The 16,445-nt window shown below is 66.8% G+C and carries 14 protein-coding genes; 8 read left to right on the top strand and 6 right to left on the bottom strand.

The window, feature by feature from the left end; genetic code table 11:
• The first annotated feature begins 38 nt into the window (after nt 1-38).
• The 6 genes from BI327_RS39855 (at nt 39) to BI327_RS39830 (ending at nt 10,072) form a co-directional block, all read left to right on the top strand.
• Entirely contained in the window at nt 39-1,043 is a 1,005-nt protein-coding gene (locus BI327_RS39855) for an AAA family ATPase (protein WP_050421964.1), read from the top strand.
• Complete coding sequence (locus tag BI327_RS39850; protein ID WP_076867111.1) at nt 1,043-1,984, top strand: DUF58 domain-containing protein; 942 nt, start codon at nt 1,043-1,045, stop codon at nt 1,982-1,984. The genes BI327_RS39855 and BI327_RS39850 overlap by 1 nt, the downstream gene beginning before the upstream one ends.
• On the top strand, nt 1,984-4,794 hold the full coding sequence (locus tag BI327_RS39845; RefSeq protein ID WP_076867125.1) for a DUF4159 domain-containing protein: 2,811 nt from the start codon (nt 1,984-1,986) through the stop codon (nt 4,792-4,794). The genes BI327_RS39850 and BI327_RS39845 overlap by 1 nt, the downstream gene beginning before the upstream one ends.
• 148 nt (nt 4,795-4,942) lie before the next feature.
• Nucleotides 4,943-7,006, top strand: coding sequence for a hypothetical protein (locus BI327_RS39840; RefSeq protein WP_076867110.1), 2,064 nt, complete (start codon nt 4,943-4,945; stop codon nt 7,004-7,006).
• A 163-nt stretch (nt 7,007-7,169) separates the two neighbouring features.
• Nucleotides 7,170-7,592, top strand: coding sequence for a DUF2946 family protein (locus BI327_RS39835; RefSeq protein ID WP_076867109.1), 423 nt, complete (start codon nt 7,170-7,172; stop codon nt 7,590-7,592).
• A 113-nt stretch (nt 7,593-7,705) separates the two neighbouring features.
• The gene (locus BI327_RS39830) at nt 7,706-10,072 is read left to right on the top strand and encodes a TonB-dependent receptor (RefSeq protein ID WP_076867108.1); all 2,367 of its coding nucleotides are present in this window, start codon (nt 7,706-7,708) and stop codon (nt 10,070-10,072) included.
• Between the two features lie 290 nt (nt 10,073-10,362).
• Here BI327_RS39830 and BI327_RS39825 read toward each other — a convergent pair whose 3' ends face one another.
• From BI327_RS39825 to BI327_RS39815, 3 genes are all read right to left on the bottom strand, one after another.
• Nucleotides 10,363-10,680, bottom strand: coding sequence for an EthD family reductase (locus tag BI327_RS39825; RefSeq protein ID WP_076867107.1), 318 nt, complete (start codon nt 10,678-10,680; stop codon nt 10,363-10,365).
• Between the two features lie 114 nt (nt 10,681-10,794).
• A complete protein-coding gene (locus tag BI327_RS39820; protein WP_076867106.1) occupies nt 10,795-11,307 on the bottom strand; it encodes a GNAT family N-acetyltransferase in 513 nt (170 codons plus the stop codon).
• A gap of 39 nt (nt 11,308-11,346) precedes the next feature.
• A complete protein-coding gene (locus tag BI327_RS39815; RefSeq protein WP_076867124.1) occupies nt 11,347-11,835 on the bottom strand; it encodes an NUDIX domain-containing protein in 489 nt (162 codons plus the stop codon).
• A gap of 147 nt (nt 11,836-11,982) precedes the next feature.
• Here BI327_RS39815 and BI327_RS39810 point away from each other — a divergent pair, with 147 nt between their 5' ends.
• Nucleotides 11,983-12,870, top strand: a complete 888-nt coding sequence (locus BI327_RS39810; RefSeq protein WP_076867105.1) for a metallophosphoesterase family protein — start codon at nt 11,983-11,985, stop codon at nt 12,868-12,870.
• A gap of 95 nt (nt 12,871-12,965) precedes the next feature.
• On the opposite strand, the gene BI327_RS39805 is transcribed toward BI327_RS39810, so the two are convergent.
• From BI327_RS39805 to BI327_RS39795, 3 genes are all read right to left on the bottom strand, one after another.
• Nucleotides 12,966-13,733 carry a glycine-rich domain-containing protein gene (locus BI327_RS39805; protein ID WP_076867104.1) on the bottom strand — a complete coding sequence of 256 codons (768 nt, stop codon included), beginning with the start codon at nt 13,731-13,733 and terminating at the stop codon, nt 12,966-12,968.
• A 22-nt stretch (nt 13,734-13,755) separates the two neighbouring features.
• The gene (locus tag BI327_RS39800) at nt 13,756-14,331 is read right to left on the bottom strand and encodes a hypothetical protein (protein ID WP_076867103.1); all 576 of its coding nucleotides are present in this window, start codon (nt 14,329-14,331) and stop codon (nt 13,756-13,758) included.
• A 213-nt stretch (nt 14,332-14,544) separates the two neighbouring features.
• Entirely contained in the window at nt 14,545-14,754 is a 210-nt protein-coding gene (locus tag BI327_RS39795; protein WP_016839740.1) for a DUF4170 domain-containing protein, read from the bottom strand.
• Nucleotides 14,755-14,995: 241 nt separating this feature from the next.
• Here BI327_RS39795 and BI327_RS39790 point away from each other — a divergent pair, with 241 nt between their 5' ends.
• Nucleotides 14,996-16,438 carry a helix-turn-helix domain-containing protein gene (locus tag BI327_RS39790; protein WP_076867102.1) on the top strand — a complete coding sequence of 481 codons (1,443 nt, stop codon included), beginning with the start codon at nt 14,996-14,998 and terminating at the stop codon, nt 16,436-16,438.
• Nucleotides 16,439-16,445: the final 7 nt, after the last annotated feature.

Raw genomic sequence — 16,445 nt, 5'->3', positions numbered from 1 at the left:
GCAGGAATCAGGCGTATCGTCGAGAAGGAGCGGATCGAATGGCTGGTGCAGACAGCGTCGAGAAACTGGAGGATGTGATCGTCCGTTCGGCCGAGCAGGTCGCGGGCCAGATCAAGGCCGCCAAGGAAGCGGTGTCCACGGTCATCTTCGGCCAGGACCAGGTGATCGAAAACACCCTGGTGACGATCCTGTCCGGCGGCCACGCGCTGTTGATCGGCGTCCCCGGCCTTGCCAAGACCAAGCTGGTCGAGACGCTCGGCGTCACGCTCGGGCTCGACGCCAAGCGCATCCAGTTCACGCCCGATTTGATGCCCTCGGACATTCTCGGCGCCGAAGTGCTCGACGAGAGCTCCGCCGGCAAGCGCTCATTCCGCTTCATCTCCGGTCCGGTGTTCGCGCAGCTGTTGATGGCCGACGAGATCAACCGCGCCAGCCCGCGCACCCAGTCGGCGCTGCTGCAAGCGATGCAGGAGCAGCACATCACCATCGCCGGCGCGCGGCACGATCTGCCGAAGCCGTTCCACGTGCTGGCGACGCAGAACCCGCTCGAGCAGGAAGGCACCTATCCGCTGCCCGAGGCGCAACTCGACCGCTTCCTGATGGAAATCGACGTCGACTATCCCGATCGCGACGCCGAGCGGCGCATCCTGTTCGAAACCACCGGCGCCGAAGAGGCGCATGCCAAGCCGTCGATGGACGCGGAGACGCTGCTCACCGCACAGCGCCTGGTGCGCCGCCTGCCGGTCGGCGATTCCGTGGTCGAGGCGATCCTGACGCTGGTTCGTGCCGCGCGTCCCGGCACCGAGGGCGGCGAGGCCGGCAAGCTGATCGCGTGGGGACCCGGTCCCCGCGCCAGCCAGGCCTTGATGCTCGCCGTGCGCGCCCGCGCGCTGCTCGACGGACGGCTCGCACCGTCGATCGACGACGTGCTCGATCTCGCCGAGCCCGTGCTCAAGCACCGTATGGCGCTGACCTTCTCGGCGCGCGCCGAGGGCCGCACCATTCCCGACGTGATCAAGCAGTTGAAAACCCGGATCGGTTGATGGCAGCTGACAACAAGCACCTGAACGAGGAGATCCTGGCGGTTCGACGTGCAGATGGCGAAAGCCGAACGCTCGCCGCTTCGCTGCCGCGCCTGGTGCTTGAGGCCCGCCGTGTTGCCGCCAACGTCATCCATGGCCTGCACGGCCGCCGCCGCGCCGGCTCGGGCGAGAATTTCTGGCAGTACCGCCGCTTCGTCTCCGGTGAGCCGTCGCAGCGCGTCGACTGGCGCCGCTCGGCACGCGACGACCATCTCTATGTGCGCGAGCAGGAGTGGGAGGCCGCGCACACCGTGTGGATCTGGCCCGACCGGTCGTCCTCGATGGCCTTTGCCTCACGCGAGGCGCGCGACAGCAAGCTGGAGCGCGGCCTGATCGTCGCCTTCGCGCTTGCCGAGCTGCTCGTTGCGGGCGGCGAACGCGTCGGCATTCCCGGCCTGATGAACCCGACCGCAAGCCTCAACGTGATCGACAAGATGGCTGAAGCGATGTTGCACGACGAGAAGACGCGCGCGAGCCTGCCGCCGGCCTTCGTGCCGTCGTCGCTGGCCGAAATCGTCGTGCTGTCGGATTTCTGGTCGCCGCTGGCCGAGATCACGGCGATGCTGGGCGGGCTTTCCTCCTCGGGTGCGCATGGCACGATGATCCAGGTCGTCGATCCCGCCGAAGAGACCTTTCCCTATTCGGGCCGCGTCGAGTTCGTCGAGCCGGAGGCCGGCAGCGTCATCACCGCGGGCCGCGCCGAGAGCTGGGCCAGCGACTATGTCGCCCGCGTCGCGCTGCATCGCGAGGAGATCCGCGCCGAGACCAATCGGCTCGACTGGCTGTTCTCGACCCACACCACGAGCCGCTCCGCGGCCGAACTGCTGCTGTTCCTGCACGCCGGCATGATGGTGAGCAAGGGCGGCGGCCGCTCAACCGTCAAGGCGGGACGCAGCGCATGATCGCAGGCCTCCCCCTCTCCTTCGCCGAACCGTTGCTGCTGCTGGGGCTGGTCAGCCTGCCGGTGCTGTGGTGGCTCTTGCGCGTGATGCCGCCGCGGCCGCGCCGGATCGAATTTCCGCCGACCCGGCTGTTGTTCGACATCGCGCCCAAGGAAGAGACGCCGTCGCGCACGCCGTGGTGGCTGACGCTGCTCAGGCTCGCCGCTGCGGCGCTCGTCATCTTTGCCGCCGCCGGACCGATCTGGAATCCGCAGACCGGCGTTGCCGCGGGCAAGCAGCCGCTGGTGATCCTGCTCGATGACGGCTGGAGCGCGGCCTCGAGCTGGGATGCGCGGATCAAGGCCGCCGACGAGCTGATCACCAATGCCGACAGCGACCGCCGCGGCGTCGCGCTGGTGCCGCTATCCGAGCCTGCGCGCGACATCACGCTGATGCCGGCCGGCGCCGCGCGCGTCGCGCTGCGCCAGCTCGCGCCGAAGCCGTATTCGATCGATCGCGTCGACACCCTCGCGACGCTTGGACGTTTCCTCAAATCGACCGGCGATTGCGACATCGCCTGGCTGTCCGACGGCGTCGATACCGGCCGCGGCAGCGAGTTCACCGAAGGTCTCGGCAAGCTGATCGAGAACCGCAATCTGACGATCTATGCCGGCGGCACGCAGTCCGCGCAGGCGCTGGTGGCGGCCGAGAACGCCGCCGCCAAGATGACCGTGAAGGTGCTGCGCACCGAGAGCGGCATCGCGGCTGGTACCGTGCGCGCAGTCGACGCCAAGGGCTCGCCGATCGGCGAGGCCCGCTACACATTCGGCCCGCAGGATCGCGAGACCGAGGCCGCCTTCGATCTTCCGGTCGAGCTGCGCAACGATATCTCACGGCTCGAAATCTCCGGCGAGCACTCGGCCGGCGCCGTGCAGCTGCTCGACCGGCGCTGGCGCCGCCGCGCCATCGGCGTGGTCTCCGGTGCGAGCAACGACACCGCCCAGCCGCTGCTGGCATCGACCTTCTATCTCTCCCGCGCACTGTCGCCGTTCGCCGATGTCAGGCTCGGCGATCGCGGCGCTCCGCAACAGGTGATCGGGCAATTCCTCGATCAGCGGCTGCCGATGATCGTGATGGCCGACGTCGGCACGCTGTCGCCGGAGATCCGCGACCGGCTCAACGCCTGGATCGAGCAGGGCGGCGTGCTGGTGCGCTTCGCAGGCCCGCGCCTCGCCCAGGCCGATGACGATCTCGTTCCGGTCAAGCTGCGCCGCGGCGGACGCACGCTCGGCGGCAGCCTCACCTGGGAGAAGCCGCAGCATATGGCCTCGTTCGCAGCCGACGGTCCGTTCGCGGGCCTCACCGTGCCGAAGGACATCACCGTCAGCCGCCAGGTGCTGGCCGAGCCCGACGCCGTGCTCGCGACCAAGAGCTGGGCCTCGCTCGAGGACGGCACGCCGCTCGTCACCGGCGAGCATCGCGGCAAGGGCGTGGTCAGCCTGTTCCATGTCGGCGCCGACATGCGCTGGTCGGACCTGCCGATGTCCGGCACCTTCGTCGAGATGCTGCGCCGGCTGATCGACATGTCCGGCTACACCTCGAAGCCCGGCCCCGGCGTCGCCAGCGATCCCAATGCCGAGACGGTCGCGCCACTGCGCACGCTCGACGGCTTCGGCGCCTTCGGCCCGCCGCCCTCGACCGCCAAGCCGATGTCGGCGGACTATCGCGACCGCGGGACAGCCGACCATCCGCCCGGCTTCTACGGCACCACCGAGAGCCCGATCGCGGTCAACACGCTGGCCTCCGCCGACCGCATCGCGCCGCTCGACACCTCCGCCCTGCGCGCCAAGCACGCAACCTACACCAACGCCGAGCCGCGGGACCTGCGCGGTATCATGCTGTCGACGGCGCTGGCGCTGTTCCTGCTCGACGCGATCGTGGTGGCGATGCTCGGCGGCGGTCTCGCCGCGCTGATCCGGCGCCGCGCCGCGCCCGCGGTGCTCGCGTTGGCCTTCATCCTTGCGACGACGATGGTGCCCTCGCCGACGCACGCGCAGAACGCCAGCAGCGACGACTTCGCCATCAAGGCGGTGTCGCAGACCAGGCTCGCCTATGTCGTCACCGGCAATGCCGACGTCGATTCCATCGTCAAGGCCGGAATGTCCGGACTGACGCTGTTCCTCGGCCAGCGCACCGCGCTGGAAGCCGGCGATCCCGTCGGCATCGATCCCGCGCGCGACGAGCTGGCGTTCTTCCCGCTGATCTACTGGCCGATCGTGCCGGGCGCGCCGAAGCCGCCGCAGGACGCCATCAACAAGATCGACGCCTACATGAAGCAGGGCGGCACGGTGCTGTTCGATACCCGCGATGCCGTCGAGGCGCCGCCGGGCGACAATGGCGCGTCGCAGACGCCGGCCATGCAGACGCTGCGCGAGTTGCTGTCGACCCTCGACGTGCCCGAGCTCGAGCCGGTGCCGCGCGAGCACGTGCTGACCAAGACGTTCTATCTGCTGCGCGACTTCCCCGGCCGCTTCAACTCCGGCCAGACCTGGGTCGAGGCGCTGCCGCGCGAGGACGATGAGGAGGCTGCGCAGCGCCCAGCGCGCGGCGGTGACGGCGTGTCGCCGATCATCATCACCTCGAACGACCTTGCCGGCGCCTGGGCGATCCGCCCCGACGGCCAGCCGATGCTGCCGCTGACGCCGGGCGAGCCGCGCCAGCGCGAATTCGCCTTCCGTGCCGGCGTCAACATCGTGATGTACACGCTGACCGGCAACTACAAGGCCGACCAGGTGCACGCGCCTGCTTTGATCGAGCGGCTGGGACAATGATGCGTATCATGAGCAAACATTGTCTCGACAACTTCGCCGTCATGCCCGGGCTTGTCCCGGGCATCCACGTCTCCCTTGCCGCGGAAGCAAAGGCAGACCTGGATGGCCGGGACAAGCCCGGCCATGACGCTGCTGATAGGTTTACACCATGAACTACGGTATCGCGTTCACACCGCTGGTTCCTTCGATCGTGCTGTGGATCGCGCTCGGCGCGATCGTCGTCATCGCGGCACTGCTGTTGCTGTCCCGCGCGCGTGGCGCCGCGGTGCGTGTCGCCGCGCTCGCGCTGATCCTGCTCGCGCTGGCCAATCCCTCCTTCACCCGCGAGGATCGCGAGCCGCTGTCCTCGGTCGCCGCCGTCGTGGTCGACAAGAGCCCGAGCCAGAATTTCGGCACGCGCAACCAGGAGACCGACAAGGCGCGGCAGGCGCTGGTCGACAGCCTGAAGCAGATCAAGGGCCTCGAGGTCCGCGTCGTCGAGGCTGGCCAGGCCGACGGCGAAACCGACGGTACCAAGCTGTTCGGCGCGCTGACGTCGGCGCTGTCGGATGTTCCGGTCGAGCGCGTCGCCGGCGCGTTCATGATCACCGACGGCCGCGTGCACGATATCCCGGCCAACCCGCAGGGCCTCGGCTTCCAGGCGCCGGTGCACGCCCTGATCACCGGCCGCAAGGACGAGCGCGACCGTCGCATCGCGATATCGGCCGCGCCGCGCTTCGGCATCGTCGGCCAGACCCAGACCATCACCTTCCGGCTCGACGACCAGGGCGTCACCGGCGAGCGCGCCAAAGTCACGATCCGCCGCGACGGCGAAGTGGTCAACGAGCGCACGATGACCTCAGGCCAGACCTCGAGCGTCGACATCGACATCAAGCATGCCGGTCCCAACATCGTCGAGATCGAGGCCTCGCCGCTCGAGAACGAGCTGACGCCGGTCAACAACCGCGCCGTGGTCGCGATCGACGGCGTGCGCGACAAGCTGCGCGTGCTGCTGGTCTCGGGCGAGCCGCATGCCGGCGAGCGGACCTGGCGCAACCTGCTGAAGTCCGACCCCAGCGTCGATCTCGTGCACTTCACCATCCTGCGACCGCCGGAGAAGCAGGACGGCACGCCGATCAACGAGCTGTCGCTGATCGCGTTTCCGACCCGCGAGCTGTTCCAGCAGAAGATCAACGAATTCCAGCTGATCATCTTCGACCGCTACGCCCGCCAGGGCGTGCTGCCGATCGCCTATTTCGACAACATCGCGCGCTATGTCCGTTCCGGCGGCGCGGTGCTGGTGTCGGCCGGCCCCGACTACGCCTCGACCACCAGCATCTGGCGCACGCCGCTGGATTCGGTGCTGCCGGCCGAGCCGGTCGGCGTCACCGAGAAGCCGTTCTACGCGCATTTGAGCGATGCCGGAAAACGCCATCCGGTGACGCGCGGGCTGGAAGGCTCGAACGCCGAGCCGCCGCATTGGAGCCGGTTCTTCCGCACCGTCGACACCCGCAACGCGATCAACCCGCCTGTGATGACCGGCGCCGACGGCAAGCCGCTGCTGCTGCTGTCGCGCTTCGGTGAAGGCCGGGTCGCGCTGTTGCTGTCCGACCAGATCTGGTTGTGGGCGCGCGGTTACGAAGGCGGTGGCCCGCATCTCGATCTGTTGCGACGGGTGTCGCACTGGCTGATGAAGCAGCCCGACCTCGACGAAGAGGCGCTGCGCATGCAGGTGCAGGGCAAGGACCTGATGGTGGTGCGCCAGACCATGGCCGACACTGTCGCGCCGGTCACCGTGACGTCGCCGAGCGGCACCACCCATGAACTGACCTTGACCGCCGGCGATCCCGGCGAATGGCGCGCGACGCTGCCGGCGAACGAGCTCGGCCTGTGGCAGGCCACCGACGGCACGCTGAAGGCGCTCATCAATGTCGGCCCGACCAACCCGAAGGAGTTCTCGGAGGTCACCTCGACCACCGACATGCTGAAGCCGCTGGCGCAGGCGACCGGCGGTGACGCGCGGCGCATCGTCGACGGATCGAGCCTCGACATGCCGCGCGTCGTGCCGGTGCGCGCCTCCACGATCTTCCGCGGCGACGGCTGGCTCGGCGTCAAGATGCGCGACGCCAGCGTGGTCAAGGGCGTCGGCGTGCTGCCGATGTTCGCCGGCCTGGTCGGCCTCTTGCTGTTGCTCGGCGCATTCGCGGCGACCTGGCTGCGTGAGGGACGTTGAGCCCGGCCGGGCTCGCGTCTGCGTTGCTGCAAACACACACCGGCAACACATCGACACAGTGTGTCTGAACCACCGTTGACATCGCGGCCACCCTCCGATGTTATAATGTAACATCGGGCGGCCGGGGAATGAGCGCCGTCCCGATGGGTGGGGCTCAATCGGCATGAAGTGGTTCCGGCGACACATCAAGACTGGATCGCGGCTGGCGCTGTTCGCGCTCGCCGTCCAGTTCGTGCTGTCGTTCGGGCATTTCCATCCCATTGCGGCCGCGCAAGCGGCACCAGCGGCGCAGACCGGCTTTTCGCTGGTCGATCTCGCCTATATCGGAACCTCGGCGACACCTGACCTCGCGGTCCAGGTGACCGGCACCGAGCCGCCCGCCAGGCACGACAACGACCGCCATCCGGCCGACAATTGCGCGATCTGCGCCGTCATCTCGCTCGCGAGCAGCATGCTGTTCACGGCGCCGCCGGTGCTGTTGCTCCCCGAAGCCGTCGAGCTTCTGTTCCGCACCACCAATGCCGAATTCGTCCACCTGAAATCGGCGCCTGCGGCCTTCCACTCCCGCGCACCTCCCCTGTCCTGACACCGACTGATTGCTGCACGCCCTGAATGGACGGCCGCGTCACAGCTGCGGCCTGCTCCCGCAGGGCAAATCGGGATCGATCCGTCATTTCGACGGGATCTGGAATCGGGACAATGACACTTCAGAAGAAACGAGCACTCCACATCGGAGGCGCGAGCTGGCTATTGCTCGGCGCAATGCATGGCGGCGCGCTGGCGGATGACACGCCGACGCAACTCCCTGACATCACGGTAACGGCGCCAAGCCCGATCCAGCGCCACCGGACGACACCCACCCGCACGCCGACCCGCGTGGTCCGGACTGCGCCAAGCCGCAACCGCGAACGCGCCGCCACAGCACAGCCGGCACAAGCGGCAACGGCGCCGGCACCGCAGCAGGGCGTGCTGCCCGTGGTCACCGACCAGTTCGCCACCGTCACCGTGATACCGAACGAGGAACTGCGGCGCTCCGGCGCCGCCACGCTCGGCGATCTCCTGTTCTCGAAACCCGGCATCACCGGTTCGAGCTTCGCGCCCGGCGCGGCGAGCCGGCCGATCATCCGCGGCCTCGACGTCAACCGCGTCGGTATCGTCGAGAATGGTCTCGGCGGCGGCGGCGTCTCGGATCTCGGCGAAGATCATTTCGTGCCGATCGATCCATTCTCGACCAACCAGATCGAGGTGGTGCGGGGACCTGCCGCGCTGCGCTACGGCTCGACATCGATCGGCGGCGTGGTCAGCGCCACCAACAACCGGATTCCCGACGCGATGCCGACCTGCACGGCGACGCCGTTCCAGACTTATGGTCTGCCGGTGAAGGCGCCGCTCGCCGATGCCGGCGGTCCGGGCTGCCTCAATGTCGAGACCCGCACGTCGGTCAGTTCGGTCAATCGCGGCGTCGAAGGCGGCATGCTGCTGGACGCCGGCGGCAACAATGTCGCCGTGCATGCCGACGTCTATGGCCGCACCACCAGCGACTACAGCATTCCGGGCAATCCCTATTTATTTGTACCCGGCCAACCATTCAACGGGCGCCAGCCGAACTCCGCGACGCAGTCGGACGGCGCCTCGGTCGGCGCGTCCTATTTCTTCCAGGGCGGCTATATCGGCGCGGCGATCACCCAGAACGACTCGCTCTACCATATCCCCGGCATCGACGGCGCCGATCACCAGACCCGGATCGACGCGCATCAGACGAAGATCGCCGTCAAGGGCGAGTACCGGCCGGACGCGGCGGCGATCGACGCCGTGCGGTTCTGGGTCGGCGCGACCGACTATCGCCACAACGAGCTCGGCCTGGCCGATCCGGCCGATCTGTTCAGCGACGGCGTGCGCCAGACCTTCACCAGCAAGGAGCAGGAAGCCCGCGTCGAGGTGCAGATGATGCCGTTCAACGCGCGCTTCGCGACGGTGACGACGGCATTCGGTTTGCAGGCCGGGCACCAGGAATTGACCGCGCCGAGCCCGGACGATCCGGGCGCGCTGTTCAACGGCCTGTGGAGTCCGAACAACAACAACCGCGTCGCGGGGTACGTCTTCAACGAATTCAAGTTCACGGATTCGACGAAGGCGCAGATCGCCGGCCGCATCGAGCATGTCGATCTGCACGGATCGATGCCGGATTTTCCGCCGGACTTCCTGCCTGACGGCGCGCCGCAAAGCGCGATCGCGCGCAATCCGTCCTATACGCCGGTCAGCGGCAGCGTCGGGCTGATCCAGAACCTGCCCGGCGATCTCGTCGGCAGTATCACGGCGCAATATGTCGAGCGCGCGCCGAAGCCCGCGGAGCTGTTCTCGCGCGGCGCGCATGATGCCACCGCGACCTTCGACATCGGCAACCCGAACCTGACCATCGAGACCGCGAAATCGGTCGAGGTCGGCCTGCGCAAGGCAACCGGACCGTTCCGCTTCGAGGCCACCGCCTATTACACCCGCTTCAGCAACTTCATCTATCGTCGCCTGACCGGGGTGCTGTGCGGCGATGATTTCGATTCCTGCGGCAACGGCGATCCCGGCAACGAGGCGCGCCAGGCGGTCTATTCGCAGCGTGACGCGACCTTCCGAGGCGCCGAATTCCAGAGCCAGCTCGACATCGGCCCGCTCAACGGTGGCATCTGGGGCATCGAGAACCAGTTCGACGTGGTGCGCGCCACCTTCACCGACGGCACCAACGTTCCGCGGATTCCGCCGGTGCGGCTCGGCGGCGGCGTCTACTGGCGCGACAGCAACTGGTTCACCCGCATCAACCTGGTGCACGCCTTCGCGCAGAGCGATATCGCCGTGATCGGCGAGACCCCGACTGCGGGTTACAATCTCCTGAACGCGGAGATCACCTACAATACGAAGCTTACGTCGTCATGGATCGGCGCGCGCGAAATGACGCTAGGTCTGGCCGGCAACAATCTGCTCAACCAGAACATCCGCAACTCGGTCTCCTACACCAAGGACGAGGTGCTGATGCCGGGCCTCGGCGTGCGGGCGTTTGCGAACTTGAAGTTCTGAGACAAGCGTCGCCCTCTGCCGTTAACGGCAGAGGGATTTGTCGTCGCGTGGCCCGGATGAAGCATCTGGGCTAGGTGTATCCTCAAGCGAGGTGTCGTCCCTGCGAAAGCAGGGACCCATACGCCGCGGCCATCGCAAGAGGCACTCTGGCAGCTATCTCGCCAAGCAACTGTACCCTGTGGTTATGGGTTCCTGCTCCCGTGCGCAATTGCGCACTAGGCAGGGACGACAGGGGAGCGTGAGGCGCCATCTCACGACGCACGGCTCGTAGCGTAGCCCGGCTCTCGCGGTCAGTGCCCGACGACGACTTCGCTGATCTGAATCACCGGCTGCAGGTCGGTGTAGTTCGGGATGTCGCCCATGATTTCCTGGGCGTGCTTGCCCATGGCGGCCCCGAAGGCCTCGACCGAGTCGCAGAAGATGTGGCACATGCCGACATAGGTCGCGGGTTGCCCCGGCGCGCCGCCGGCGAGGCCCTTGTCGACGGTGTAGTATTTGCAGGCGTCGCCGAGCCGCGCCTTCACCAGGGGCATGTGCTTGTCGCGATAATAGTCGTGATCAAAGCGTGCGCCTGGATTGTTCGGATACATCACACTGACCTTGATCATGGCGCGCACTCTCCCTGTTGATATGACATGCGCCGGTCTTGTCCCGGCGCTTGCCTCAACTGTGCTTCAGTTTCCGATAGTGCGCAACCGTCCCGGGCGACGCTCGCGGGAACGTCAGATCGCCTTGCTCCAGTCCGGCTGGATCGGCCCGGATACGCCGTCGAACGCGCCGTCGACCAGTTCCATGACAAGCAGACGACTGTAGTCGACCGGGCCCGGCATCGTCATCCGGCCCTTCGGGACCGGCTTGAAGCCGACCCGCGCATAATACGGCTCGTCGCCGACCAGCACGATCAGCCGATGGCCCTTGGCGCGGGCATCATTGATCGCACGCTCGAGCAGCGCGCGGCCGACGCCGCGGCTGCGGAACGGCGGCTCGACCGTCAACGGCCCGAGCATCAGCGCCGGCGTATCGCCGATCGTGACAGGAAGCTGGCGCACCGAGCCGACCAGCAGCGTGCCGATCCGCGCGGTGAAGGAGACATCGAGCAGATGATCGACATGCTCGCGCAACCGGTAGGCGCTGAGTACGAAGCGGCCGGGCCCGAAGGTGCGCTCATGCAGGCGCTCGATCGCCTGGGCGTCTTTCGGGGTCTCGGGCAGGATGGTCAGGGACAATTCAGTCATTGTGGGGCGCGGGATAGCATCTGGCGCGGGCGCGGTCCATCACCGCCATGTCGCCGTCGGCGGCCTGCCCTCGAGCACCTCCGCGATCCGCAGCCGCGTCCCGGGGGTGGTCTCGTCAGGCAGCGCGGCCGGGTCGAAGAAGCCGCAGGCCACAATCTCGCGATTCGGCTCCGGCAGCCGGTCCTGCCGGTAGTTCCTGACGACATAGACCGCGACATGATCGCGCGGCGAGACGTGGCTGTTGTGGAAGATGCCGTGCAGCACCGGCTCGCCGGTGAGCTCGATCCGCCCCTCCTCCTCCAGCTCGCGCCGCAGCGACTCGATAAAACTTTCGCCGACCTCGACCCCGCCGCCGGGCAGATACCAGCCATGGACATAGCTGTGCTTGACCAGGAACACCTTGTTGTCGGCGTCGAGCACGACGGCACGGACCCCGAGCGTCATGCTGCGGACCAGCCGCCAGTAGAAATGAAACACCCACCTGATCTGCGGCTCGAAGCGCTTGCGTAAATCCAGCAGGATCGTCACTGAACCCTCGACATCTCTGTGTTTGATCCTTGCTTTGATCCTTGCGCGCCTGCGCAGCTCTTGCCAATACAGGGCAGGACGTTCGGGATAGCACGACATGACCGGCTGCCGGCCACTTTTCGCGGACAATCCGAAGGGAATCGCCTGATGGCGGCGTTCCGCCTCGCGCATCTGTCGGACCCGCATCTGCCGCCGCTGCCGGCGGCGCGGCTGCGCGATCTCGCCGGCAAGCGCGCCTTCGGCTATCTGAACTGGACGCGCAACCGTCACAAATATCATCGCCGCGACGTGCTCGATGCGCTGGTGTCGGACATGCAGGCGCAGCAGCCGGACCACATCGCGGTGACCGGCGACCTCGTCAACCTGGCACTGGACGCCGAGTTCAATCCGGCCCGGCAATGGCTGGAAGGCGTCGGCGGCGCTGCCGACGTCACCGTGGTCCCCGGCAATCACGACGCCTATGTGCGCGCGACCCGGCATCGCTTCGTCAGCCATTTCGGCGACTATCTGCGCGGCGACGCCGATGGCGCGGCGACGCATTTTCCGTTCGTGCGCCGCCGCGGTCCGGTGGCGCTGATCGGCGTCTCCTCGGCGGTGCCGACGCCGCCGCTGATGGCGACCGGCTGGCTCGGCCATGCCCAGCTCGGCGCGCTGGATACGATCCTCGGACGGCTGTCGCGGGAGGACGCCTTCCGCGTCCTGCTGGTGCATCACCCGCTGCACTCCGACGGCCGCGCCAAACGGCTGACCGATTCGCATCAGCTGCTGGCGCTGCTCAGGCGGCACGGCGTCGAGCTGGTGCTGCATGGCCATGACCATATTCATTCGACGATGTGGTTCGACGGCCCCGAGCAAAAGATCCCGGCGATCGGCGTGCCGTCGGCATCGGCGCTGGCGCGCAAGCACTATCCGGCGGCAGCCTACAATCTGTTCTCGATCGAGCGTGACGGCAATGGCTGGCGCTGCGAGCAGACCGTGCGCGGCCTCGGCAATCACGACGGCATTCGCGAGCTGAAGCAGGTGCGGCTGTCCTAGCGCATTTTCGGTTCTGACTGATCAGAACCGAAGCCCTGGATTTTTGTTGACGCGTTTCTTCACGCGAACCGGCGTCCACTTCGCTCGAAAACGCTCTAGTCGCCCCCGCCGCCGCCACAACCGCCGCCGCAGCCGCCTCCGCTGTCGCTGCCACCTCCGCCGTCGCCGCCGCCTCCATCACCGCCGCCGTGGCCGCCGCCATCGCCGCTACTTCCATCGCTGCCGGCATCGCCGAAGCCCGCCGACGATCCATCGATCGACGAGTCCGAGAAATCGCCGCCGCAATAGGGGCTGCTGCCGCCGATGCCGCTGCGGCGCAGCGCCTCGCAGTCGGTGTGATAGATGAAGCCGTTCGCGATGTTCAGCTTGGCGTCGAGCGCGAACAACAGCGGCAGCCGCGTCGGCCGGACGGGATTGATGTTCTCGTATTTGCAGCAGTACCACCAGACCCGCCGCAGCCCCTCATTGCTCCTGCGCTGCTCCTTCACCAGCACGACGGCCGGTCTGTGATGCAGGAAGCCGCCGAAGGCGCGGCGGCAGAACGCATCATATTCGCGGGTGTAGAGGATGAATTCGTGCCAGAGATCGTCGGCGGCTTGCGAGGGCATCGAGACGAAGCGCTTGCCGCTCATCAGATAGGCGAGGAAGAACTGCCGCAGGCCGCGCGAGACCAGCGCGCTGTCCTTGCGGGTGAAGCCGGGGTGATGCTTCTCGAGCCGGGCCAACAGGCCCGCCGGCCACTTGAAGGTGCGGATATATTCGGCGCGCCGCAGCGCCTGCCATTTGCCGAACAGCACCGCGCTGCCGATCACGGCGCCTGCCGCGAGGACGCCGAAGAATGCCGAGGCGGGTGTTATGACCAAATTGCCCCCCGCCCCTCAGCGGTTAGAAATTCTGCACGCTCGCAAGCATTGCGAAGCCGAACAGCGCCAGCGCGCCGAGGATGAAACCGAGCACGAACATGCCGAGCCCGCCGCGGCGCTTCGGCGCCACCGCCGGCGCGGGCGGCGGTGCCGGCGGCTCGGCAACCGGAAGCGGCGTTGCCACCATCGCGTGCTCGCGCTCGATCATGCGCCGCGCGACGTAGTCGGTGACGGCATCGACGATGACTGGCACGTCGTGCGATTCGGCGAGCACGATGCGGCCGAAGCGGGTGTCCTGCACGAAGCGGTAGATGCGCTTGTCGCGTCCCATCAGCACGTGGGCTACGACATCGATCCACAGCCGCGGCGTCTCGCCCTGGCTGATGCCGCGGTCGAACAGATCGACCTTCTCAGGCACCTGCGCGAACAGCGCCTCGAGCGCATCGTTGAGGATCTCGAGCCGCGCCACCTCGGCATCGCGCAACTCGACGACGACGCCGGTCCGATCGGCCGCCTCGATCCGCGCCCGCCGCAGCGCCTCTCGCAGCGTCGGCCGCATCTCGCGCGCCTCACTGCCGGTGTTCTGCGGATCGGACATGCCTTGCGGTCTCGTGGTGACGGGTTTGCTTACCCATTAACCTATCAGCAACCATGACGTCCGCAAAGGACGTTGGTTCCCAAGCACTTAGGCTGCCACTTATCCCCAGATCAAAAACCTCTCGCGGTGTCCCAAAAGCGGTCGACCCCACCCGGATGAACCGGATGGGGCCGCCGTCCTTGGACGTTTTCTTAACTTTGAATATTCCGGCGGTTACGCCGAAACCCGCGACGGCTCCTCGACGATCGAGAAGCGCACGCCGGCCTTGTGGCGGCTCTCTTCCGAGACTTCCTTCCAGCACTCTTCGGCTTCCTTGCGGGTCTTGAACGGACCGCGGACCTGGGCGGAGCCTTCGACGAGCTTGTGGAAGTTCATCGACCCGAACTCGCCGCCGATCACCCAGAAATTGCTGCCCTTGCTCATCGTCAGTCTCCTTTGAAAACCGTGCTGCCTTTGCTCAGCCGCCTGAAACTTGATCCTCGCCGCCTGCTCGCCGGTTCGACATTCTTGACAGAGCATCGCGAAGTGCGTGTCAGGAGATAAACGCGAAAAGGCGAAGTTCGTACAGATGCCTTGTTTTTTATTGGTGATGTCATGTAACATCTGAACTTGTAATAAATGTCGATTTGTAAATTTTGTCACAAAATAGGTCAGGAAGGCTGCCATGCCTGGCGAGTCCGGAAAGAAGCTGTTCGTCGGTCCGCGCTTCCGGCGGATCCGCCAGCAATTGGGGCTGTCACAGACCCAGATCGCCGAGGGGCTCGGCATCTCGCCCTCCTACATCAACCTGATCGAGCGCAACCAGCGCCCGGTGACGGCGCAGATCCTGCTGCGGCTGGCCGAGACCTATGATCTCGACCTGCGCGACCTCGCCACCGCGGACGAGGATCGCTTCTTCGCGGAACTCAACGAGATCTTCTCTGATCCCCTGTTCCGCCAGATCGACCTGCCGAAGCAGGAACTGCGCGACCTCGCCGAGCTCTGCCCCGGCGTGACGCATGCGTTGCAGCGGCTCTACGCCGCCTATACCGAGGCGCGCCGCGGCGAGACGCTGGTGGCGGCGCAGATGGCCGACCGCGAAGGCTCGCAGTTCGACGCCAACCCGATCGAGCGGGTGCGCGACCTGATCGAGGCCAACCGCAATTATTTTCCTGAGCTCGAGACTGCGGCGGAAAATCTGCGCGACGAGCTCAACGTGCCGACCGAAGGCCTGTTCACGGCGCTCGCCACGCGCTTGCGTGAAAAACATTCGATTGTTTGCCGCGTCATGCCGGTCGACGTGATGCGCGAGACGCTGCGCCGTTTCGACCGGCATCGCCGGCAGCTGCTGATCTCCGAACTGGTCGACAGCTCCGGCCGCAGCTTCCAGCTCGCGCTGCAGATCGGCTTCGTCGAATGCGGCGCCGCGATCGACGCCATCGTCAGCCGCGCCGGCCCGCTCGACGACACCGCGCGCCGGCTCTATCGCATCACGCTCGCCAATTACTTCGCGGCCGCCGCGATGATGCCCTACCAGGCGTTTCATTCCGCCGCCGAAGCCCTGAGCTACGACGTCCACGTGCTGGCGCAGCGCTTCAATGCCGGCTTCGAGCAGGTCTGCCACCGCCTCACCACGCTGCAACGGCCGAACGCGCGCGGCGTGCCGTTCTTCCTGCTGCGGGTCGACAATGCCGGCAACGTGTCGAAGCGGTTTTCCTCCGGCACCTTCCCGTTCTCCAAGTTCGGCGGCACCTGCCCGCTCTGGAACGTGCATTCGACCTTCGACATGCCGGACCGTCTGCTCAGCCAGGTGATCGAGCTGCCGGACGGCACCCGCTACTTCTCGATCGCGCAGACGGTTCGCCGGCCGGTGGCGCCCTATCCGCAGCCGCAACCGCGCTTTGCGATCGGGCTCGGCTGCGAGATCCGCCATGCGGCCAAGCTCGTCTATGCGACCGGCATGGATCTGGAGAAGGTCGAAGGCACCCCGATCGGCGTCAACTGTAGGCTTTGCGAGCGCGAGAATTGCAGCCAGCGCGCCGAGCCACCGATCACGCGCACGCTGATCCTGGACGAGACCACACGACGGGTGTCGTCGTTCGCATTCTCGAATGCGCGGGAGTTGTAGCTTCACC

Source organism: Bradyrhizobium mercantei (assembly GCF_001982635.1).
Taxonomy (GTDB): Bacteria; Pseudomonadota; Alphaproteobacteria; order Rhizobiales; family Xanthobacteraceae; genus Bradyrhizobium; species Bradyrhizobium mercantei.
This window is presented reverse-complemented; position numbering and strand designations above follow the sequence as displayed.